Raw genomic sequence first — 20,119 nt, forward strand, 5'->3', positions numbered from 1 at the left:
TTGCCGGCGGACGCCAATCCGGCGTGCCTTTTCCCTCCAGCGTGCTAATGCTCTGTTTTCGTGGCCCGGAGGTTGCTTGCCCATTCATCGCCAAAGGCAGCGTCTGATATCCGCTTTCGCCACGTTGCGGAGGGGAACCGCCTTCCTTGGCGGCGGCTTGCGGATGGCGGGCAATGATAACCCGCCGGCCATCGCAGGCCGGCTTCGCCACAAGGTGATCGGCAACGGCCTGCGCGAACTCGATCGATTCCTGAGCGTCCTGATCGACGAGGTGGCGATGCTGATGCCGCCCGATGATATCGATGCCGTTCGCGTCGGCCGGCAACGCAACACGGCGAACAAGCTGCGCACGCTCCACACCGCCCTGGGCCGGTCGAGTCCCGATCATGATCGGCTGCGTGCGCTCGGGCGTTCGCGCGACTGTCTGTTCTATTGCGATGGCGTCGTCACGCGCAGCGACAGGCGGCATGGCACGATGATGACGATCGGCTGGCCATGTGGTGAAAATCAGGTCGGCGGCCTGATCGCCGTGGGCGAAAGGCTGGTCATAACCCCGGCAGATCTTGCGTCGGTGTGCGGCTTTTACGATCGCCTGGGGGGCGATCTGGTCGGCGTGCATCCAGTTCCGGGGCGCGCGCGGTTGCCATTGGCGCCCATGTCGCCTATATCGGCTGACGCTAACGTCGCCTGCGACGGAACTTGAGGCCGATAGGGTCGATCCTTCCATTTCTCGCTGCCTGGCTCTGTCCGGCATTTCGCCGGCCGGATCATCGTGTCTTCGCGAAAGGAAGCATCATGCCGATTGGTACCGTCAAATTCTTCAACGCCGACAAGGGTTATGGCTTCATCGCGAACGAGGATGGCTCGGGCGACAGTTTCGTCCATATCAGCGCGGTCGAGCGTGCGGGCATGGCGACGCTCAACAAGGAGCAGCGCCTGAGCTACGAATTGGAAACGGACCGCCGCGGCAAACAGTCGGCAGTCAATCTCCAGTCGGCCTGATCGCCGGTGGCCAAGGAGGAGTTGCTGACCCTCGACGGCCAGATCGAAGAGATTCTTCCCGATGGACGCTTTGCCGTCCGGCTGGAAAATGATCACCGGATCATCGCCTACACGGCGGGCAAGATGCGACGCTATCGCATCCGCTCCGTCGTGGGCGATCGCGTGATCGTCGAAATGACTCCCTATGATCTGGACAAGGGGCGCATCATTTTTCGTGAAAAGACGCCGGGCGCAGGCCCGGGGCCTCGCCGGGGTAATCGTCGTTAGCGCGATTTCGAAGCGATCGGAATCGATCGCTGGTTAAGAAATCGCTGTAAAACAATAAACTAGGGCGGTTGATTTGATGCAATCAGATCCTAAGCCGCTCTAGCACTTTCCGAACAATATCAGCGCGCAGCTGCGCGCCTAAGGATAGCATGCAACATAGTTCTGATTATCGTCTTGAGGCGCGCTCCGCCATCCAGCGTGAGCGCCCTTTGATGAGCCGCCGTAAATCGGCCCATCTCACCCGACGCGAACTGCGTCAGATCGTTGCCGAAATCATCGGCTGATCGACATTCTACAATGATCCGGCCGTCGGCGATCGCTGGCTTCCTTTGCGGAAGCCGTTGGTCGTGGGCAGCCGGCCGCGTCTGAAACATCTTTCCTACACCCTGGGCCTTATGGTCTATCCTGTCGGATGGAACAGCCCACATCTTGCGCGCCTTTGGCCGCCCCGCCGGATCGCGCCCGCTGGACGCCTGCGAAACAGCGCATCTTCCTTGTCGCCTTGCTCGAATGCGGGTCGGTCGCGCGGGCTGCGCGCGCGGCGGGTATGTCGCGCTCGAGCGCGCACCGTCTGCGCGCCCGGCTCGCCGGCACTGCTTTCGATCGGGCATGGGATCAGGCGCGGGCGGCGCATGCCCGGCGGCTGGCCGATCCCTTCGGCCCCGATGCGCTGCCGACGCCCCCATCGCCATCCGCTGTCGCCACGCCGGGGCGCCGCTGATGCATCTCACGGCCCCTGCGCGCGCGCCGGTGGCGCAGGGCGGGTGCCGCATAAGCGCGGCCCTGTCGCGCGCATGTCGCCGGGCTGGCGCGGCGGCGTCGCAAGGGTGTCGCGTCGCTGTCCCGGGGACGGCGCCCTGCCGTCGCCATTCGGGGGCTTCCCCGCCGCAAGGCGCGGCCCGTCCGCGTGCAGCCCTCAACTTCCTCAACCCGGTGATGTCGCCCAGTGGCCCTGCCTATTGGATCCGCACCCACATTATCGCGGCCACGAATCCCGAGATGCCGTGCACGTTGCAGAACCGCTTCCTGATCGAGGCGGCGAAGCGCAATGTGCTGCCGCTCGATCCGCGCTCTGAAAACCTAACCCTCGCGCCAGCGAAAGGGTGGCCGCAGTGCTGCCATTTTGAGCCGCTCACCGATGACGAAGCCGAGGAAGGGGGCATAGCGCCTGATCGCCAGTTCGATGCAGATCGGGCCGAACACTCCCAATGCCATGCTCAGCGCGAACAGCAGGTAAATGTTGACCGTCAGTCGATTGGCCATTGATGCGAACATCGCGTGGATGCTCAGCGTCAGCTGATTGGCCAGTGATACGAACACCGTATGGTAAAGGTAGATCGAATAGGAGAAGACGCCGATCTGGGTGAGCGGGCGTGACGCGGGGAATTTGATCAGTAGCAACGTGCAGGCTGCCATGCCCAATATCAGTTCAACCGCATTGTTGTGGGTGATAATGCCGTCGGAGGAGAGCGCGTAGAAATTGATCGAAAACAGCATCACGCAGAGCATGATCGCGGGCCAGATTATTCGGTCAAAATGATTTGAAATCGCTTCCAAATGACGATGCAGAACCACTCCTGTCAGAAAATATGGTGCGAGATAGAAGGCATGTCCTATGGAAAATATGTCGATATTTCTCAATGGACTGAAATATAGAGCGCATGAGAAAATGAGCATGAAAACACATGCTCTTTCTGTGTGCTTGTAAAAATATCTATCAACGGCTGATGTGATCAAAAATATGATGAATATGGATTGAATGAACCACAAGTGATTATATGGATATATGGCATATTGTGCCATGCAGTCGAGCCGGCATGGCTCCTTGTGGCCGACAATGTTCTTAAGAATTATGATCGCAAATGCCGTGGTGAAATAAGGTATGAGCAGGCGTCCTATCTTCCTTTTCAGGAATGCGCCGTTTTTTCCGGCGCCAATTGGGCGCATGGCATAGATGAAGCCAGAAAGGATGCTGAACAGCGGCATGCGGATGGGCGCGAATGCCTGCTCGAACAGGGTGACTAGAACCAGACTTTCGGGGCCGACCACCGCTACAGCGCCCGCGACGCTGTGATTGGCCACCAGCAGCAGGCAGGCGAGGCCGCGCACCGAATTCAACCGCTCGCGATCGACAATCGGGTCCGCCATGCTTCCCCCTCTCGCCTTGCGCCGGGGGCGGGCACGCCGGCCGCCACTGCAAACAAGGCCCTGCAAAAGCACAACCAACGCCGCCGCGCCTCTGATCAGAGCGGGATGCCGGAAACAGTCCACGCACCGCTGCCCTCCAGGCTTCAAGAGCCGATGGAAGGCTCCCGCTCTGGCAGATTAACAGGCCTATCGAATGATATAGGGCAGAGGCCGCGAGGTCATATGGGCAACGCGGTAGGCCGGCCTGCTCAAAGGCGGTAGTTTCGGCTAACCCGATCGGACGAGGGCGGTTCGGGATGTGCCGCTGCTGCTCCGCACATCGGAGTGGCGCTTTCCCGGCAGGAAGCGCGGCTCATCCGCGTCATCGAACCGGCGCCGCAACCAATAAGCGGGCTTGTGGTTGATAAAGGCGTGGCGTGCGCGGCAGCGCCGGGGGCAGGCGCTCTGTCCTTGCCGTCGCTGCCCGCCGCCGGATGGATCGGATCGAGGAGACGATGGATGCTCAGGCCGTTTCTCACCGTTGCGCTGCTGGCCCTGCCGCTCGCCGCTTGCGGCAAGCCCGCGCCGGAGGGTGGCGCCGAAGTCACCAACATCGTCGTGCCCGCCGGCGATTATGCCGAGCGGCTGCGCGGCATGGGCGACAATGAACGCAACGCCGTCTTCTACCGCGCCATCCACGATGCCGGGCGGCCGTGCCAGCAGGTGAAGCACGGCGCGGCGATTCCCGATGTCGGCGGCCAGCCCGCCTGGACGGCAACGTGCGAGGATAATAGCCGCTGGGTCATCATCCTCGGCAAGGAAGGCATCGCCCAGGTCGCCAGCGCGGCCGAGCTGGAGGCGGCGGGCAAGGCGAAGTAGCGCGGCCGGCCGGTCAGGCGGTCGGCAACTCGACAGGCGTCGTGGATTGGAACATAATAAGAACATTAATCCGATTCGGGATTGTGGACATGGCCGCCGATCTCCATCGCTATTTCTTCGCGCTGATCCCGGCCGACCAGCTGGCGCGGCAGATGGTGCAGGAGGCGGTTCGCCTCGATCCCGGCGCGAAGCACCAGCGGGCGGATCGCGTGCATGCGACGATCGGGATCACCGATGATTTCCCGAGCGCGCGGCCGGAAGTGGCGGCGGCGCTGTTGAGGGTGGGGGCGGGCGTCGCGGCCGACCCCTTCGCCTGCCAGTTCGATCGGATCATGGCCCAGCCGGGCCATATGGCGCTCCGGCTCAGCCGCCGCAGCCGGCCGATGGGTGATCTGTTCCGCCAGATCGAAACCGGCATGCGCCGCGCCGGGCAGAAATTGCGCGAAGGCTATCGCCACGATCCGCACATCACTTTGTCCTATCGCGGTGGGCTGGCCTGCAACCGGCTGGTTCCCGGCTATCGCTGGCTGGTCGATGAGCTCGTGCTGATCCACAGCCATGTCGGCGAAACGCGGCACGATATTCTCGGCCGCTGGCCGCTCACCGGGGCCGGCGGGCCACAGCTCAGCCTGTTCTGATCGGGGGGGAAGGGAGGTGGGGCGTCGTCAGATCCAGCCCGGCGCGTGGACCAGTTCCAGCTTCATCCCGTCCGGATCCTCGAAGAAGACGGCGTAATAATCGCCCGAATATTGCGGATAATGCGCCGGCGGGTCGAGTATCTTGATGCCGCGTTCAACCAGCAAGGCGTGCAGCCGGTCCACGTCCGCCCGGCTTTCGGCCCGCCAGCTCAGATGGTGCAGGCCGGGGGCGTAGCGCAGGTGGCCATGGCCCTTCAGCGCCGGATCGCACGGCCGCAGGCCCAGCGATGCGCCGCGCCCTTCGATCCGCAAATCCCATTCGGCGCCCTCGTCATTGTCCTGAACAAGGGTGTAGCCCAGGAATTCCAGCACCGGGCCATAGACCGCCTTTGCCGCGCCGAGATCGCTGACATTCAGGTCGACATGGTGGAAGCCGCCACGGTTGATGCCCGCCATCGTTCAGCCCCCGGTCAGCAGCGCTTCGCGGATTTCATAGCGTTCGGGGCCGATGGTGACGACGATGATGTCGGGCGCCTTGCGCACGCCCTTCACCGCATGGTTCGCCGATCCGTCGGCCTGGCTCACGTCCGCGCCGGTGACGTTGCCCTTGCCGTCGAAGAACAGCGCGCGGCTACGCTTGTCGGGCCAGGTGACGGTGACGTCCGCGCTGCCGTCCTGCTTGCGCACCACGCCCGCCGCGCACTGGCCGGCGGGCTGGCCGCCCGGCAGGCCGGAACAGGCCACGTCGCCGGTGGCGTTGAAATTGGTCCCCGCCACTTTGGCGTCGACGCTTTCGTCCACCTGCGCGACTGTGCCGGCCGCGTTCGCCATGCCCTGATTGGCATCGCCCGCCGCGACCGAGATCAGCGTCACGCCGTCGACCTCGCCGACCACTTTGGCGCCGGTGCCGGCCAGGATGGTCTGCGCCTCGACGCCGTCGGCACCGCCGGGGCAGCCGACCAGCGTGGCGGAATCGTCGAGATAATCGGAGGTCGCGGCGGATTCGCCCAGCCGCCGGCACATCTTGCCCGCCACCGGATAGCCGTCGCCGATCGGGCTCAGCGATGCAGGCCAGGCAAAGGCGCTGGCGGTGGGCGCCGTGGCCGGTGCGGAGGCATTGTCGCTGGCCGCATCGCCTGACGGCGGGCCGCCGCAGCCGGCGGCGAGCAGGGCGAGGCCGATCGTCGTCCAGATCTTCATGGACACTCCTAGCGGTGGAAATAGGGATCGAGCACGCGCCCCTCGTGGATCGCGTCCACCGGCACGCCGTTTGCGGCGCCGGCGTCGCGGATCGCTTCGGGCGACGGGGCGTCGTAGATGCAGAAGGTCTTGCGCTTGTCGGGCGTCACATAGCTGTGGATCCAGGTGACGCCGCGTTCGGCGTTGCGCGCCACGATGCCCAGCGCCGCCTCCGCGCCTTCGGCGGTGGGCAGGAGCGGCAGGCCTTCGGGGAAAGTCCGTTCTACGAGATAGCGGGGCATCCGCTTGCTCCGGACTCGATGGGGGAACCGGCAGGCTATCATGGCCTGCCGGCGCCGCCAACGGCGACGCGCCCGCCAGGCCTTACCGCTTCTTCACGAACTCCGCGCGCAGCACGAGACCCTTGATGCCATCGTGCCGGCAATCGATTTCCTGCGGATCGCCGGTCAGCCGGATCGACTTGATCAGCGTCCCGCGCTTCAGCGTCTGGTTCGCGCCCTTGACCTTGAGGTCCTTGATCAGTGTCACCTGATCGCCATCGGCGAGCAGATTGCCGACCGCGTCGCGCACCTCGACGCCGCCGGCGGGCGCAGCCGGCGCGCGCGCCGCGGCGTCGGCGGGGCTGATCCACTCGCCGGTTGCCTCGTCATAGACATAATCTTCGTCTTCGCCTGCCATCAGCCTTTTTCCCTAACCGTTGGTCGCGCGGCTTAGGCCCGGCGGGGAACCATGTCACCCCCCGGCCCGTTGCCGCCCCTTGCGGCAGGGACATCGGAAGAGGAGCAAAGGCCATGCCCTATGTCGACGGCTTCATCGTGGCGGTGCGCAAGGATCGCATCGACGAATATAAGAAACTGGCGACGCTCGCCGGGCAGGTGTGGAAGGAGCATGGCGCGCTTTCCTATGTCGAGGCGCTGGCCGACGACGTGCCATATGGCGAGCTGACCTCCTTCCCGCGCGCGGTGCAGCAGCAGGAGGACGAGACCGTGATCTTCTCGTTCATCACCTACCCATCGCGTGAGGCGCGCGACGAGATCAACGGCAAGGTAATGAAGGACGAACGCCTGAAGGGCCATATGGACGACGCGCCGTTCGACGGCAAACGCATGGTCTATGGCGGCTTCCAGAGCATCGTCGAGATGTGATTGGCGCCCGGCGCGGAAAGCGGCTAGGACGACGCCAGACGTGCCGGTGCCCTTCGGGGCCTTGAAAGGGAATGCGGTGCGGGCGGAGCATGATCCGTCCAAGGCCGCGGCTGACCCTGCAACTGTAAGCGGCGAGCCAGCGGGCCCGATGCCATTGGGAAAATGCTTCCCGAGAAGGCGGCCCGACCGGCCCTGACCCGCGAGCCAGGAGACCTGCCGGCGCGGGTCGCTCATGCCCCGGCCCAGGGAATGGCCGTGGCGCGGTGCTCCGTCTGGGCGACGTGGAGCGATGACGGCGTTTGCCTCCATCGCGCTCGTTGGTCAGGGGGATGTGCTTGCGCGCAGAGACAATATTATCGGGAAATGGCCGGGGGAGACGAACCTGCCTGCCGCAACTGCGCGGCGAGGCTGCGCACCGCCTGCACATAAGCGGGGCCACCGCATACCGTCCACGCCTGCGGCAGTGTGAGCCGGGGGATACGGCGCAGCGCCGGATGCTGCAGCATCTCCGTGCCCTGATCGACGACGCGTTCGGCATCGGCCTCGACGATCAGGAAATCGGGGCGGGCGGCAACCATCTCCTCCAGCGAGAGGCGGGCGAGCGAGGGCTTGTCCAGCCGGGTCGCCAGATTGACGAGGCCGACGCGGCGCATCAGTTCGTCCATCAGCGTGCCGGTGCCCGTCATATAGCCGCGCCGCTGATAATAAGCCGCGACCCGGCCGTCGCCGACGCGCGGGATGGTGGTGAGATCGGCGTTCATCCGGCGGATCAGCGCCTCGCCACGCGCCGGGTGGCCGATGGCGCGGGCGACGAGGCGGATCTGCGCCACGATATCGGCATAGCTTTCGGCCGGCGGCACATCGACCGTCATCTGGCCGCTGCCGTCGACTGCGGCCAGCGCCTCGCGCCGGCGGAACGGGCTGGCGAGGATCAGATCGGGATGGCGGGCCAGCACCTCTTCGGCATGGCCGCGCGCGACGGGCAGTTTTTGCGCCATCGCCGCGCCGGCCGACATCGCGGGATCGCGCGCATAGGGCGTGAGGGCCGCGATCTGCCCGGGATCGGCCAGCGCCATCAGATATTGATCGGCGCACAGGTTGAGCGAGACGATCCGTTGCGGGCGCGGCTGCGCCATGGCGGATTGGGCGGGCAGCGCCGCGCAGGTGGCGGCGGCAAGCAGCGACAGGCGGATCAGGCGGGTCATCGCCTGCCCGCATGGCAAGAAGCGCGCGCGGAGACAAGCGCATGAGCCGGGCGCTGCTGATCGGCGGGCTGGCCGTGCTCGCGGTGGTGGCCGGCCTGCTTTCGGTTGCCGTGGGCGCCGTGCCGATCGCATGGGCGCGGATCGCGGCCGTGCTGGCGGGCGGCGGCGACGATGTGGCGCGCACCATCCTGATCGACCTGCGGCTGCCGCGTGCCTTGCTGGGGCTGGCGGTGGGCGCGATGCTCGGCATATCGGGCGCGGCGATGCAGGGTTTCCTGCGCAATCCGCTGGCCGAACCCTCGGTGCTGGGCGTGTCGAGCACGGCGGCGCTGGGCGCGGTGATCGCGCTCTATTTCGGTTTCGCAACGCTGCATCTGGCGGCGCTGCCGGTGCTCGCCATTCTGGGTGCCTTTGTCGGCCTGGGCGTGCTGGCATTGCTGTCCGGCCGATCGGAAAGCCCGCTGACTTTGATCCTGGCCGGCATCGCGGTGAGCACGCTGGCGGTGGCCGGCACCAGCCTCGCGCTCAACATGTCGCCCAATCCGTTCGCGGCGATGGAGATCATGAACTGGCTGCTCGGATCGCTGGAGGATCGATCCTTCCAGCATGTCGCGATCGCCCTGCCGTGCATCGCGCTGGGCGTCGTGCTGCTGCTGTGGGACGGCCGCGCGCTGGATGCGCTGACGCTGGGGGAGGATGGCGCCACCTCGCTTGGCGTCGATCTGCGGCGCACGCGCCTGCGGCTGCTGGTCGGCATCGCCATCGGGGTTGGCGGCGCGGTCGCGATTTCGGGGGCGATCGGCTTCATCGGGCTGATCGTGCCGCATCTCGTCCGCCCGCTGACAGATCGTTCGCCGGGGGCGATCCTGCTGCCGTCGCTGCTGGCCGGCGCGGCGCTGCTCACCCTGGCCGACGTGGCGGTGCGGATCATTCCCACCACCGCCGAACTCAAGCTCGGCGTCGTCACCGCCTTCCTGGGCGTGCCGATCTTCCTTGTCCACCTGATGCGGGAGCGGCGGCTATGGTGACGATCGCCACACAGGGCCTCAGTGTCGCGCTCGGCCGGCGGCCGGTGCTGCATGATGTGGATACGCGGCTGGAACCGGGCGCGCTGATCGGCGTGATCGGCCCCAATGGCGCGGGCAAATCGACGCTGGTGCGCGCGTTGCTCGGGCTCGTGCCCGCGACGAGCGGCGGCGTGGCGATCGACGGCGTACCGGTCGCGGCGATCCGCCGGGCCGATCTGGCGCGGCGCATCGCCTATCTGCCGCAGGGGCAGACGCTGCATTGGCCGCTGACCGTGGAACGGCTGGTCGCGCTCGGCCGGCTGCCGCACCTCGCCCCCTTTTCCCGGATCGGCGCGGCGGATCTGGCGGCGATCGACCGCGCCATCGCGCAGGCGGATATTGGCCATCTGCGCGGCCGCGTCGCGACCGAGCTTTCGGGCGGCGAACGGGCACGCGTGCTGCTGGCCCGCGCGCTGGCGGTCGAGGCCGATGCGCTGATCGCCGATGAGCCGCTGGCGGCGCTCGACCCCGGCCACCAGCTGGAGGTGATGGCGCTGCTGCGCGTGCAGGCCGAAGCGGGCGCGCTGGTCGTCGCGGTGCTCCATGATCTTACGCTGGCGGCGCGGCATTGTGATCGGCTGCTGCTGCTGCACGAAGGGCGGCTGGTGGCCGATGGCCCGCCCGATACGGTGCTGACCGCCGAACGGATGGCCGAAATCTACGGCGTGCGCGCGTGGATCGGCCGGCTCGAAGGCCGCCGCCTCGTCGTGCCGCTGGACCATCATGGTTGACCGCGATGGCTGGCCCGGTCTATCGGCGCGACCGCGACAGGTTCCCCGGCGACGGGGATGAAAAGGGAACGGGGTTCAAAACCCCGGCTGCCCCTGCAACTGTGAGCGGAGAGCCATCGGGCCACATGCCATTGGGATTTCGCATCCCGAGAAGGCGGCCCGAACCGGCATTGACCCGCAAGCCAGGAGACCTGCCCGTCGCGGTCGTCCTTCGTCCGGCCAGGGTGCGCCGAGCGGACGGGTCTGAACCCGAGCGACGACATCGTAGCCGCGTTTGCGCGGGGGCGAGGTCGTGCGCTGATCCCCCGCAAGGACGTGGCATGTCCAAGTTACGGGGTTCATGTCCGATGTTCAGACCATTGATTGTTTCCAGCCTGTTCCTGTCCACCTCCGCCTTTGCCGCGCAGGTGGCGCCGGTGCCCGATGCCGCGACGCCTGAAAGCACGGCGGCCGGCACCATCCTTGTCACCGCCACCCGCGCGCCGACCGAGATCGACCGGCTCGCATCCTCCGTCACCGTGCTCGACAAGGCGGCGATCGATCGTGCGCAGGATATCGGCGTCACCGAATTGCTGATCCGCACGCCGGGCCTCAGCATGTCGCGCAACGGCGGCTATGGCACCACCACCTCGCTCCGCATCCGTGGCGCCGAAACCGATCAGACCGTGGTCGTGATCGACGGCGTGAAGCTCAACGATCCGTCGTCGACGGGGGGCGGCTTCAACTTCGCCAACCTGCTGGTCAGCGATGCATCGCGGATCGAGGTGCTGCGCGGGCCGCAGTCGATCCTGTGGGGCAGCCAGGCGATCGGCGGCGTCGTCAACGTCGTCACCGCCGCGCCGCAGAAGGATCTGGAAGCGAGCTTCGACATCGAGGCGGGATCGCGCGAGACGGTCAACGCCCGCGCCGGGCTGGGTGGCAAGACCGGCCCGCTGGCGTGGCGGATCGGCGGCAACATCTTCACCACCGAGGGCATTTCCGCGATCGCGGCCTTGCCGGGGCAGACCGCCGAGCGCGACGGTTATACCAACCGCAACCTCGCCGGCCGGGCCGAACTGGAAATCGCCGAAGGCGTCAGCCTGGATGCGCGCGGCTATTATTCGCGCGGCCGGGTGGAGATTGACGGCTTCTCCGGCGACACCCCCGAATATAGCCTGAACCGCGAATTCGTCGGCTATGCGGGGCTCAACGTCGATCTGTTCGACGGCCGGCTGCGCAACCGCTTCGCTTATGGCTATACCGACACCGATCGCGACAGCTTCAACCCCACGCGCGCGCGGCCGCAGACCTTCGACGCCGCCGGCAAGAACAAGCGGCTCGAATATCAGGGCAGCTTCGCGATCACCGACAAGTGGAACGCGCTGTTCGGCGTCGAGAATGAGCGGTCGAACTTCCGCAGCGTCTCGCCCGCCGGTTCGCTCAGCGTGCCGGTGCCCGATCCGATCCGCGGCAAGGCGGAGATCACCGGCGTCTATGGCCAGCTGAGCGGCGAACTGCTGACCGGCCTGACGGTGAGCGGCGGCATCCGCCACGATGATCACAAGACCTATGGCGGCAAGACCCTGTTCGCCGGCGGCGCCGCCTGGGCGTTGCCCACCGGCACGGTGCTGCGCGCCAGCTATTCCGAAGGCTTCAAGGCGCCGTCGCTCTACCAGCTCTATTCGGAATATGGGAATACGGGCCTCGCGCCCGAACGCGCCCATGGCTGGGAAGCGGGCGTGGAACAGCGCCTGTTCGACGATGCGCTGACGCTGGCGGCGACCTGGTTCGAGCGCAAGACCAAGGACCAGATCGACTTCAACAGCTGCGATTTCCCGGTGTCGACCGATCCGCTGTGCGTGACGCCGGGCGGCGATCCGCGCTTCGGCTATTATATCAACGTCGCGCGCACCGATGCGAAGGGGCTGGAGGCGACGGCGTCGCTGAAGCTGGGCGAAGGGTTGCTTGTCGACGGCAATTATAGCTGGATCAAGGCCGAGAACAGCGACACCGGCCAGTGGCTGCCGCGGCGCCCGCGCCACACCGCCAATGCCTCGATCAGCTATGATTGGGCGTTCGGGCTGACGACCGGGGCGGCGATCCGCTGGGCGGGCAAGAGCTATGACAATGTGTCGAACAGCATCCGGCTGGACGATTATACGCTGGTCGATCTGCGCGCCGAACTGCCGATCGAGGGCGGCACGCGGCTGTTCGCCCGCGTCGAAAATCTGTTCGACGAGGATTATCGCACGGTCAACCGCTACGGCACGCTCGGCCGCAGCTTCTATCTCGGCCTGCGTGGCCGCTTCTGATCGGGGAGGGACGCATGACCAATTCCCTTTCGACGCGCGGCGCATCGACCCTGTGGATCATGCTGCTGACGATCGCGAGCACGGTGACGACGCTCGCATTTGCCTGCGCGACGCCGTTTCCGGCGCTGTCGGCGCTGGCCGCGCTGCACATGCGGCGCGGCGACGGCATCGGCCTTGCCGTCGCGGCCTGGGTGGCAAGCCAGGCGGTGGGCTTCGGCCTGCTCGGCTATCCGCACGATCCGTCGACGCTGGGCTGGGGCGCGGGCCTCGGGCTGGCGGCGGTGGCATCGGCGCTGGTGGCGCATGATGTGGCCGATCGGCTGGCGGGGCGTGGCTTCGCGATCCGGCTGGCGGCGGCCTATGCGGCCGGGTTCCTGGCGTTCAAGGGCGTGATCGCGGTGTTCGCGCTCAAGCTGGGCGGGCTGGGCATCAGCCTGTCGCCGACGCTGATGGCTGAACAGTTCGCCCGCAACGGGGCGATCCTTGTGATGTTGCTTCTGCTTTATCGCGGGCTGGTGGCGATCGGCGTTCCCGGTGCGCCGCAGGCCCGCTGGAAGGCGGCCTGACCATGCTGACGCGCGTTGCCGATGGGCCCGCCGTGGTCGTCTGCAACACCTGCCGCCACTCGGCCGCATCCCCCACGGATGCGGCCGGCGTGCGCGGCGGGGCGCGGCTGGCCGAAGCGCTGCGCCGGCTGGCCGAAACCGAGCCGGCTTATGCCGGCATCGCGGTGCAGGACATGCCGTGCCTGTTCGCCTGCGGCGACCATTGCACCGTCCATATCCGCGCGCCGGGCAGGATCGGCTATGTCCTCGGCCGCTTCGCGCCGACCGAGGATGCCGCGCGCGCGATCCTCGATTATGCGGCCGCCCATGCCGCGAGTGCCGAGGGCAAGGTGCCCTATCGCGACTGGCCCGAAGGCGTGAAGGGGCACTTCATCGTCCGCATGCCGCCGGCGGGATACATCGCCGATTAGAACCAGCCCGCCGTCTGGGCGATCAGCCACAGGCCGATGACGAGGAACAGCAGGGCGGCGATACCGTGCACGATCCGCATCGGCACGCGCTTGATCAGTTCATTGCCCAGGAACACCGCCGGCACATTGGCGATCATCATGCCCAGCGTGGTGCCCATCGTGACCGGCACGACATCCTGATAGCGCGCGCCCAGCGCGATCGTGGCGATCTGCGTCTTGTCGCCCATCTCGACCAGGAAGAAGGCGATCGTCGTCGTCAGGAAGGCGCCGAAGCGGGCGGGCTTGTCGTCAAGATCGTCGATCTTGTCGGGGATCAGCGTCCACACCGCCATGGCGATGAACGAGGCGGCGACCAGATAGCGGAACCACGCGCCATCGAGGATGACAGCGACCTGCGATCCGACCAAAGCGGCCAGGAAGTGATTGGCGATGGTGGCGGCGAAGATGCCCGCGATGATCGGCCAGGGGCGCTTGAACCGCGTCGCCAGCAGGATCGCCAGCAGCTGCGTCTTGTCACCGATCTCGGCGAGCGCGACGAGGGCTGTCGAGGTGAACAGGGCTTCCATGTGAAGGACACTCCGGGGCCGGGCGGCGATGATTCCAACGACACCACACCCCCCGCCCGGCCAGGCGGAAGTGCGGCGCCATTGGTCTCGCCCGAACGCCCCACCGCGATGGTGGTCGGTTCCCGCTGCGCCATGGCCTCTCGACCAAGTATGTTGACGCGGCGGCCCGCCCGATCGGGCGGCTGGCTACTCCCCAGATGACGGGCGGCGGATAGCGGCGATCGCTGCGGGGCGCAAGCGCGATGGAACCGCAGGGCGGCCTCGCCGGTATATGCCGTGACGAAATATAAGGAGATTGTGAATGCGGGTCGCCATTATCGCGCCAGTCCTGGTGGGGCTGGTGCTCAGCGGGTGTGCGCCAAAGGAACTGGCGCTGCCCGCCGATCCGATCGACCGGGCGGCAACCTGCGGTGTCGTGGCGGCGGCCCATGCCCGCGAAGGCACGACCAATATCGCCGCGCCGCTGCCGTTCGACCAGCAGGGCAAGATGATGCACTATGCGATGCTCGCCGCTTCGGAAGGGAAGGCGTTCGATCGCGCCCGCGCCGCCGCCGTGGTCGATCGCATGCCGCAGGTGGAGGCCGGCATCACCTCCGGCGACTGGAAGCCGTTGGTCAAGGCTTGTGCCGATGCCTATCCGGCGACGCAGGTGGCGGGGCCGGTGAACTTGCCCGGCGATCCGCTGCAGGCGCGCACCGGCTGCTATGCGCTGGGCGTGTTCCTGGCCAAGGCGCTGGGATCGCAGGATGCGGCTTATGGCGATCGGCTGGCGGAATATGGCAAGATGAATCGCGGGCTCGACGCCAGGATCGGCGACGGCCTGAAGGCGCGCGGGATCAAGGCCGACAGCGAACAGGCGACGACGCTGAAGGCCGAGGCGCTGGCGACGATGGTCAAGCTCGGCCCGCCGATGACGGTGATGACAAGCTGCCTGGAAAGCTATGGCTCCAAGGCCTGACAGGGCGAGCGCCTGACGGGTCGGGCGCCTGATGGGTCTGGCGCCTGATGGGTCGGGCGGACGCCCCGTCAGCCCTTTGGCGTCAGCCTGAGCAGGCGCCCCTGCGATCCGCGGTTGCCGTCTTCCAGCAGCCAGACCGCGCCGTCGGGGCCCTGTTCCACTTCGCGAATGCGCTGGCCGTCCATGTCCCATTGGTCGGCCTTGCGCGCGTTCGTGCCGTCGAGCTGGACGCGGACGAGGCCGGGCGCGTTCATCGCGCCGATGAAGGCGCTGTTCTGCCATGCGGGGAACAGCGCGCCCGAATAGATCATCAGCCCGGCCGGCGAGATCGCGGGGTTCCAGAAGAGCTTGGGCGCTTCGAGATCGGGCCGCGTATCATGGTCGGGGATCGGGCGGCCGTCATAATGATCGCCGTTGGAGACGATCGGATAGCCGTAATTGCGGCCGGGCAGGATCAGGTTCAGCTCGTCGCCATGGCGCGGCCCCATTTCCTGTTCCCAGAGATTGCCCTGCGCGTCGAAGGCGATGCCGAGCAGGTTGCGATGGCCATAGCTCCACACCGCGGGGTGGAAGCCCTTCGCCGTCAGCGGATTGCCCGCCGCCGGCGTGCCATCGTCGTTCAGGCGCAGCACCTTGCCGAGCGTCGCCTTGGGATCCTGCGCGGGATCGAACTTCTGCCGTTCGCCATTGGTGAAGAACAGATGGCCATCGGGCGCGAATGCGATCCGGCCCGAATAATGCCCGTCGCCATCGACATAGGGCGTGCCGCGGAAAATCACCGTCACCTTGTCCAGCGCCGGCTTCGCCCCGTCGACCAGCACGCCACGGGCGAGCGCGACGCCCTTGCCGCCTGTCCCTTTTTCCGAAAAGCTGAAATAGACGAGGCGGTTTTCGGCGAATTTCGGGTGCAGCACGACATCCATCAGCGCGCCCTGGCCGGCGCTGTCGACGGCGGGAATGCCGTCGAGCGGCGCGCGTGACTTCGCATCGGCGGACACCAGCAGCATCCGCCCGTCCTTTTCGGTGACGAGTATCCGGCCGTCGGGCAGGAAGGTCATCGCCCAGGGGGAATCGAAATCGGCCATCACCGTCGTCACGAACGGCTTGTCATCTGTCTTGGGCGTCGCCGCATTGCTTTCGTCGCCGGCAGCCCCGCACGCGGCGAGGAGGGCGATGGCGGCGATGCTGGCGGGAACGTGACGCATGGGGGCTCCGTGGTGTGAAAGGGCGGGGTGGCGGCCGTGCCAGCCGGCCAGGAAATCGGCGATCGCATCGGCCGCGCGATCGCCGCAGGGGCGATCGCCGATCGCGAAGGTTTCGGCAAAGGCGGCCTGTTGCGCCGGCAGATAATCGGCATGGCTGGCCCGTGCCGCGTCAATCGCGTCGAGCAGCCCGGCGGTCGAACGCAGCACCGGGCCGAAATGCCAATGGGCGTAATTTTCGTCCTTTTCCCAGGCGATGTCATGCGCGTCGAGGAACAGGCAGGGCTTGGGGGTGCGCAGGAATTCATAGATCTGGCTGCTGACGTCGCCGAGATAGATGTCGGCCAGCGCGGTATAGCTCATGTCGATCGATCGATCGCTGCCGGCGTCGAGCAGGATATTGGGGTGCTGGCCGAAACGGCGCACCAGATCCGCCCAGCGATCGCGCCCGCGCCGCCCGTCGAGCAGGCGGACATGGGGCGCGACGATCAGATTGTAGCGATCGTCCTCGGCAAAGGCCTCGACCACCGGGACGCCGAAGCGATCCCACGAGCCGAGCGTCGAGAAATGCGGGTTGTAGAGGACGATCGGCTTGTCGTTGGCGAAGGGGCGCCAGTTGCGATCGCGCGCGGCATCGGCGGCCTCGAACTTGGGATAGCCCACGATCGCATGGCGGCCTTCGTGGATCAGCCCTTCGCGTTCCAGCCGGGCGCGCGTCTTTTCGCCGGCCATCAGGGCGAGGTCGAAATCGCGGATGCGCCGGTCGAACCCGGCCGCGCGATCGCCGGCGCCATGATCGAGATGGATGAAGGCCGGCCGCGTCACGCCCAGCCGCTTGAGGAAGATCGACGTGCGTTCGGGCAGCGCGATCGCATCGAAGCGGTTGAGCTTGCGGGCGAGCGTCGCCAGCGTCAGCAGCTTGGGCGGGTTGGACGATCCATGCAGCCGGCGGGCGATCCGCAGCATCGGCGTATTGGCGATCTCATAATGGATCGGCGCGCCGCCCAGTTCTTCCACCAGGTGCCGGGCATAAGCGATGTGGCCGGCATTGGGCGAGATGATGTGGACGTCGAAATCATCGCGCCGGGCCAGGTGCGCCGCCGTCGACACGCCGTGCAGAAGCTGGTGGCGCTGCGCGTTGAACAGGAAACAGATGCGCCATTGATGTTGATTCATTGCAAGATCCGATGCCCCGGCCGTGACCCCCTCGCCGCAGGCGGATCGGCTAGCGTTGCCCAAGCACGGGGCCGAACGCAAGCGGCGGGGGAATCGGTCGTTCCGGCCGTAACCCTTTATTACACCTCCAAACGGCGCAATTCGGCCTCGCGTTCCGCAATATAATCGCGCGTGAACGGCAACGCGTCGCGCCGGCGGATATATTGCAGCTGATAGTTGCACATGCCGCCCCGGCGGAAGGCCGCGGCCGCGCCCGCCAGATAGAAGAGCCACAGCCGGTAGAAGCGGGCATCGTAAAGCGCCTCGATCCCCGCCCGGGCGGCGACCGTGCGATCATACCAGATGTCGAGCGTGAAGGCGTAATGCAGGCGCAGCGTTTCCATGTCGGACAGGATCAGCTTGGCGCGCTCGCTCGGCTGCACGATTTCGGAAAGCGCCGGGATATAGCCGCCGGGGAAGATATATTTGGACGTGAAGGCATCGGTGGTGCCGGGCTTGCCCATCCGCCCGATGGTGTGGAGCAGCATCACCCCGTCCTCGGCCAGCAGCGCCCGGCACTGGCGGAAAAACTGGTCGTAATGCGGCGGGCCGACATGTTCGAACATGCCGACCGAGACGATCCTGTCGAACTTGCCGGTGACGTGGCGATAGTCGATCAGCTCGAACTTCACGCGATCGGCGACGCCCGCTTCCTCCGCCCGGCGGCGGGCGATGACGAGCTGTTCTTCCGACAGGGTGATGCCGAGCACGTCCACATCGGCGGCGCGGTGAAGGTAGAGCGCCATGCCGCCCCAGCCGCAGCCGATGTCGAGCACCCGTTGGCCGGGGCGCAGATCGAGCTTGGCGGCGATATGCGCCTTCTTGTCGGCCTGCGCCTGTTCCAGCGAATTGTCGGGATCGGTGAAATAGGCGCAGCTATATTGGCGATCGGCGTCGAGGAAGAGATCGTAGAGCCGCGCGTCGAGATCATAATGGTGGGCGACATTGCGTTTCGACCGGCGCGCCCAGTTGAGCCGGTCGACACGCGCGGCCACGGCATGCATCGCGGCCTTCCAGAAGGTCGCCCGCAACTGATCGCCGCCCTTTTCCCAGGGCGCGTTGCGGCGCAGGAGATCGATCAGCCCGCGAATATCGTCGCCTTCGATGGTCAGCCGCCCGTCCATCCAGGCCTCGGCGGCGCCGAGCCGGGGATTGCGGGCGATGAAATTGGGCGCGCCCTTGTCGGTGAAGGCGATGCGGATGGTGGGCCAGTCCGGGGCGGGGTTGCCATAGCGTTTTTCCTGCCCGTCGGCATAACGCGCGATCAACTCACCATTTTTGATGATCCGGGTGAGCATCCGATCCAGCAACCACATCGCGTTCCATACTCCGCCGTTGGTTCCCCCGGCGGCCGAATAGATCGGCTATTCAGCAGATTATCAACCCGGAACGATGCCCATCGACTCGGCTTGCCCAACGCCGCGCGATCGCCTATATCGCGGGCTCTCTCGACATTGGTGACACTGGCGAGGTCGGCTCCACCCCGGGGCCGGCGCCGAAACCGCATGGTCGTTTGAAGGAGCAAGATGGCGGACATTGCCGCGTTGACGAAGCTGATCGAACCCGAAGCCCAGGCGCTCGGGTTTGCCCTCGTGCGCGTGGCGATGTTCGGCGGCAAATCGGATCCGACGCTGCAGGTGATGGCCGAGCGGCCCGATACCCGCCAGCTCGACATCGCCGATTGCGAAGCCCTGTCGCGGCGGATTTCGGACGTGCTCGACGCGACCGATCCGATCGAGGAGGCCTATCGGCTCGAGGTGAGTTCGCCGGGCATCGATCGCCCGCTCACCCGTCTCAAGGATTTTGAGGACTGGGCCGGATTCGATGCGCGGATCAAGGTCGCGCCGCCGCTCGACGGTCGCAAGCAGTTCGACGCTCGCCTGCAGGGACTCGAAGGCGACACCGTGAAGGTGTATGCCGAGCGCGTAGGCGAAATCGCGATCCCCTTCGGCCAGATCGCCAGCGCCAAGCTGATCCTGACCGATGCACTGATCAAGGCAACCGCGCCGCTTTCCACCGAAGGCGCGGATACGATTTCGAAGGAAGGATAGGACCTAGTCATGGCCACCGCCATTTCCGCCAACAAGGCCGAGCTGCTCGCGATCGCCGACGCCGTTGCGCGCGAGAAGCTGATCGACCGCGAAATCGTGATCGAGGCGATGGAAGACGCGATCCAGCGCGCGGCCCGTGCCCGCTATGGCGCCGAAAACGACATCCGCGCGAAGATCGATCCGCGGTCGGGCGACATGCGCCTGTGGCGCGTCGTCGAGGTGGTCGAGCAGGTTGACGACTATTTCAAGCAGGTCTCGGTCGTCGACGCGCAGAAGCTGCAGAAGGGCGCGGCCGTGGGCGACTTCATCGTCGATCCGCTGCCCCCAATCGAATTCGGCCGCATCGCCGCGCAGGCCGCCAAGCAGGTGATCTTCCAGAAGGTCCGCGATGCCGAGCGCGAGCGCCAGTTCGATGAGTTCAAGGACCGCGCGAGCGAAATCATCACCGGCGTCGTCAAGCGCGTCGAATTCGGCCATGTCGTCGTCGATCTCGGCCGCGCCGAAGGTGTCATCCGCCGCGACCAGCAGATCCCGCGCGAAGTGCTGCGCGTCGGCGATCGCGTCCGTTCGCTGATCCTGTCGGTACGCCGTGAAAATCG

25 protein-coding genes, 1 pseudogene and 2 riboswitches are annotated in these 20,119 nt (G+C 66.4%); of the genes and pseudogenes, 16 read left to right on the forward strand and 10 right to left on the reverse strand.

Features of this window, described 5'->3' with window-relative positions:
- Positions 1-163 precede the first annotated feature (163 nt).
- The 5 genes from CHB74_RS15175 to CHB74_RS15195 all read left to right on the forward strand — a co-directional run bounded on the left by CHB74_RS15175 (position 164) and on the right by CHB74_RS15195 (position 1,990).
- A complete protein-coding gene (locus tag CHB74_RS15175; RefSeq protein ID WP_089220487.1) occupies positions 164-703 on the forward strand; it encodes a hypothetical protein in 540 nt (179 codons plus the stop codon).
- A 92-nt stretch (positions 704-795) separates the two neighbouring features.
- A complete protein-coding gene (locus tag CHB74_RS15180) occupies positions 796-1,002 on the forward strand; it encodes a cold-shock protein (RefSeq protein WP_089220488.1) in 207 nt (68 codons plus the stop codon).
- Between the two features lie 6 nt (positions 1,003-1,008).
- A complete protein-coding gene (infA, locus tag CHB74_RS15185; RefSeq protein WP_089220489.1) occupies positions 1,009-1,269 on the forward strand; it encodes a translation initiation factor IF-1 in 261 nt (86 codons plus the stop codon).
- Between the two features lie 149 nt (positions 1,270-1,418).
- Positions 1,419-1,553: a hypothetical protein gene (locus tag CHB74_RS22645; RefSeq protein WP_281253552.1), complete on the forward strand. Its 135-nt coding sequence runs from the start codon at positions 1,419-1,421 to the stop codon at positions 1,551-1,553.
- A gap of 128 nt (positions 1,554-1,681) precedes the next feature.
- A complete protein-coding gene (locus tag CHB74_RS15195; protein ID WP_245842952.1) occupies positions 1,682-1,990 on the forward strand; it encodes a LysR family transcriptional regulator in 309 nt (102 codons plus the stop codon).
- A 359-nt stretch (positions 1,991-2,349) separates the two neighbouring features.
- On the opposite strand, the gene CHB74_RS15200 is transcribed toward CHB74_RS15195, so the two are convergent.
- Positions 2,350-3,417 carry an acyltransferase family protein gene (locus CHB74_RS15200; protein WP_144033805.1) on the reverse strand — a complete coding sequence of 356 codons (1,068 nt, stop codon included), beginning with the start codon at positions 3,415-3,417 and terminating at the stop codon, positions 2,350-2,352.
- Positions 3,418-3,915: 498 nt separating this feature from the next.
- On the opposite strand from CHB74_RS15200, the gene CHB74_RS15205 reads away from it, so the two are divergent.
- Complete coding sequence (locus CHB74_RS15205) at positions 3,916-4,275, forward strand: hypothetical protein (RefSeq protein ID WP_089220492.1); 360 nt, start codon at positions 3,916-3,918, stop codon at positions 4,273-4,275.
- A gap of 89 nt (positions 4,276-4,364) precedes the next feature.
- Positions 4,365-4,913, forward strand: coding sequence for a 2'-5' RNA ligase family protein (locus CHB74_RS15210; RefSeq protein ID WP_089220493.1), 549 nt, complete (start codon positions 4,365-4,367; stop codon positions 4,911-4,913).
- A 27-nt stretch (positions 4,914-4,940) separates the two neighbouring features.
- Here CHB74_RS15210 and CHB74_RS15215 read toward each other — a convergent pair whose 3' ends face one another.
- From CHB74_RS15215 to CHB74_RS15230, 4 genes are all read right to left on the reverse strand, one after another.
- Positions 4,941-5,369 carry a VOC family protein gene (locus CHB74_RS15215; protein ID WP_089220494.1) on the reverse strand — a complete coding sequence of 143 codons (429 nt, stop codon included), beginning with the start codon at positions 5,367-5,369 and terminating at the stop codon, positions 4,941-4,943.
- 3 nt (positions 5,370-5,372) lie between these two features.
- Positions 5,373-6,113 carry a hypothetical protein gene (locus CHB74_RS15220; protein WP_089220495.1) on the reverse strand — a complete coding sequence of 247 codons (741 nt, stop codon included), beginning with the start codon at positions 6,111-6,113 and terminating at the stop codon, positions 5,373-5,375.
- 8 nt (positions 6,114-6,121) lie between these two features.
- Positions 6,122-6,394 carry a DUF4242 domain-containing protein gene (locus tag CHB74_RS15225; RefSeq protein WP_089220496.1) on the reverse strand — a complete coding sequence of 91 codons (273 nt, stop codon included), beginning with the start codon at positions 6,392-6,394 and terminating at the stop codon, positions 6,122-6,124.
- Between the two features lie 82 nt (positions 6,395-6,476).
- Positions 6,477-6,791: an alkylphosphonate utilization protein gene (locus tag CHB74_RS15230; protein WP_089220497.1), complete on the reverse strand. Its 315-nt coding sequence runs from the start codon at positions 6,789-6,791 to the stop codon at positions 6,477-6,479.
- A 113-nt stretch (positions 6,792-6,904) separates the two neighbouring features.
- Between CHB74_RS15230 and CHB74_RS15235 the strand changes: the two genes are divergently transcribed.
- Positions 6,905-7,258 (forward strand): DUF1428 domain-containing protein, encoded by a 354-nt coding sequence (locus CHB74_RS15235; protein WP_089220498.1) that lies wholly within the window; start codon positions 6,905-6,907, stop codon positions 7,256-7,258.
- A gap of 27 nt (positions 7,259-7,285) precedes the next feature.
- Positions 7,286-7,493: riboswitch (cobalamin riboswitch) on the forward strand.
- Between the two features lie 118 nt (positions 7,494-7,611).
- Here CHB74_RS15235 and CHB74_RS15240 read toward each other — a convergent pair.
- Complete coding sequence (locus CHB74_RS15240) at positions 7,612-8,463, reverse strand: ABC transporter substrate-binding protein (RefSeq protein WP_089220499.1); 852 nt, start codon at positions 8,461-8,463, stop codon at positions 7,612-7,614.
- A 41-nt stretch (positions 8,464-8,504) separates the two neighbouring features.
- Here CHB74_RS15240 and CHB74_RS15245 point away from each other — a divergent pair, with 41 nt between their 5' ends.
- The 5 genes from CHB74_RS15245 to CHB74_RS15265 all read left to right on the forward strand — a co-directional run bounded on the left by CHB74_RS15245 (position 8,505) and on the right by CHB74_RS15265 (position 13,528).
- Positions 8,505-9,491: a FecCD family ABC transporter permease gene (locus CHB74_RS15245; RefSeq protein ID WP_089220500.1), complete on the forward strand. Its 987-nt coding sequence runs from the start codon at positions 8,505-8,507 to the stop codon at positions 9,489-9,491.
- Positions 9,485-10,261 (forward strand): ABC transporter ATP-binding protein, encoded by a 777-nt coding sequence (locus CHB74_RS15250; protein ID WP_089220501.1) that lies wholly within the window; start codon positions 9,485-9,487, stop codon positions 10,259-10,261. The genes CHB74_RS15245 and CHB74_RS15250 overlap by 7 nt, the downstream gene beginning before the upstream one ends.
- A 21-nt stretch (positions 10,262-10,282) precedes the next feature.
- Positions 10,283-10,474: riboswitch (cobalamin riboswitch) on the forward strand.
- Between the two features lie 134 nt (positions 10,475-10,608).
- Entirely contained in the window at positions 10,609-12,552 is a 1,944-nt protein-coding gene (locus CHB74_RS15255; RefSeq protein ID WP_089220502.1) for a TonB-dependent receptor plug domain-containing protein, read from the forward strand.
- A 14-nt stretch (positions 12,553-12,566) separates the two neighbouring features.
- Positions 12,567-13,118 (forward strand): hypothetical protein, encoded by a 552-nt coding sequence (locus tag CHB74_RS15260; protein WP_089220503.1) that lies wholly within the window; start codon positions 12,567-12,569, stop codon positions 13,116-13,118.
- A 2-nt stretch (positions 13,119-13,120) separates the two neighbouring features.
- Complete coding sequence (locus CHB74_RS15265) at positions 13,121-13,528, forward strand: DUF1636 domain-containing protein (protein ID WP_089220504.1); 408 nt, start codon at positions 13,121-13,123, stop codon at positions 13,526-13,528.
- Here CHB74_RS15265 and CHB74_RS15270 read toward each other — a convergent pair.
- Positions 13,525-14,094 carry a TMEM165/GDT1 family protein gene (locus CHB74_RS15270; RefSeq protein ID WP_089220505.1) on the reverse strand — a complete coding sequence of 190 codons (570 nt, stop codon included), beginning with the start codon at positions 14,092-14,094 and terminating at the stop codon, positions 13,525-13,527. The genes CHB74_RS15265 and CHB74_RS15270 overlap by 4 nt on opposite strands.
- A 301-nt stretch (positions 14,095-14,395) precedes the next feature.
- On the opposite strand from CHB74_RS15270, the gene CHB74_RS15275 reads away from it, so the two are divergent.
- The gene (locus CHB74_RS15275) at positions 14,396-15,052 is read left to right on the forward strand and encodes a hypothetical protein (RefSeq protein ID WP_089220506.1); all 657 of its coding nucleotides are present in this window, start codon (positions 14,396-14,398) and stop codon (positions 15,050-15,052) included.
- A 68-nt stretch (positions 15,053-15,120) separates the two neighbouring features.
- On the opposite strand, the gene CHB74_RS15280 is transcribed toward CHB74_RS15275, so the two are convergent.
- The 3 genes and pseudogenes from CHB74_RS15280 to CHB74_RS15290 form a co-directional block, all read right to left on the reverse strand.
- The gene (locus CHB74_RS15280) at positions 15,121-16,257 is read right to left on the reverse strand and encodes a PQQ-dependent sugar dehydrogenase (protein ID WP_089220512.1); all 1,137 of its coding nucleotides are present in this window, start codon (positions 16,255-16,257) and stop codon (positions 15,121-15,123) included.
- A 123-nt stretch (positions 16,258-16,380) separates the two neighbouring features.
- Positions 16,381-17,430 (reverse strand): annotated as a pseudogene (locus CHB74_RS15285) (CDP-glycerol glycerophosphotransferase family protein); the annotation flags it as partial.
- 119 nt (positions 17,431-17,549) lie between these two features.
- Positions 17,550-18,785, reverse strand: coding sequence for an SAM-dependent methyltransferase (locus CHB74_RS15290; RefSeq protein ID WP_089220507.1), 1,236 nt, complete (start codon positions 18,783-18,785; stop codon positions 17,550-17,552).
- 210 nt (positions 18,786-18,995) lie between these two features.
- Here CHB74_RS15290 and rimP point away from each other — a divergent pair, with 210 nt between their 5' ends.
- Both rimP and CHB74_RS15300 read left to right on the forward strand, forming a co-directional pair.
- Positions 18,996-19,520 (forward strand): ribosome maturation protein RimP, encoded by a 525-nt coding sequence (gene rimP / locus CHB74_RS15295; RefSeq protein ID WP_089220508.1) that lies wholly within the window; start codon positions 18,996-18,998, stop codon positions 19,518-19,520.
- Positions 19,521-19,529: 9 nt separating this feature from the next.
- Positions 19,530-20,119: NusA N-terminal domain-containing protein (locus CHB74_RS15300; RefSeq protein WP_144033806.1), on the forward strand; the 590-nt coding region annotated here is incomplete at its 3' end.

Origin of the sequence: Edaphosphingomonas laterariae (assembly GCF_900188165.1) — a bacterium.
Classification (GTDB): domain Bacteria; phylum Pseudomonadota; class Alphaproteobacteria; order Sphingomonadales; family Sphingomonadaceae; genus Sphingomonas_E; species Sphingomonas_E laterariae.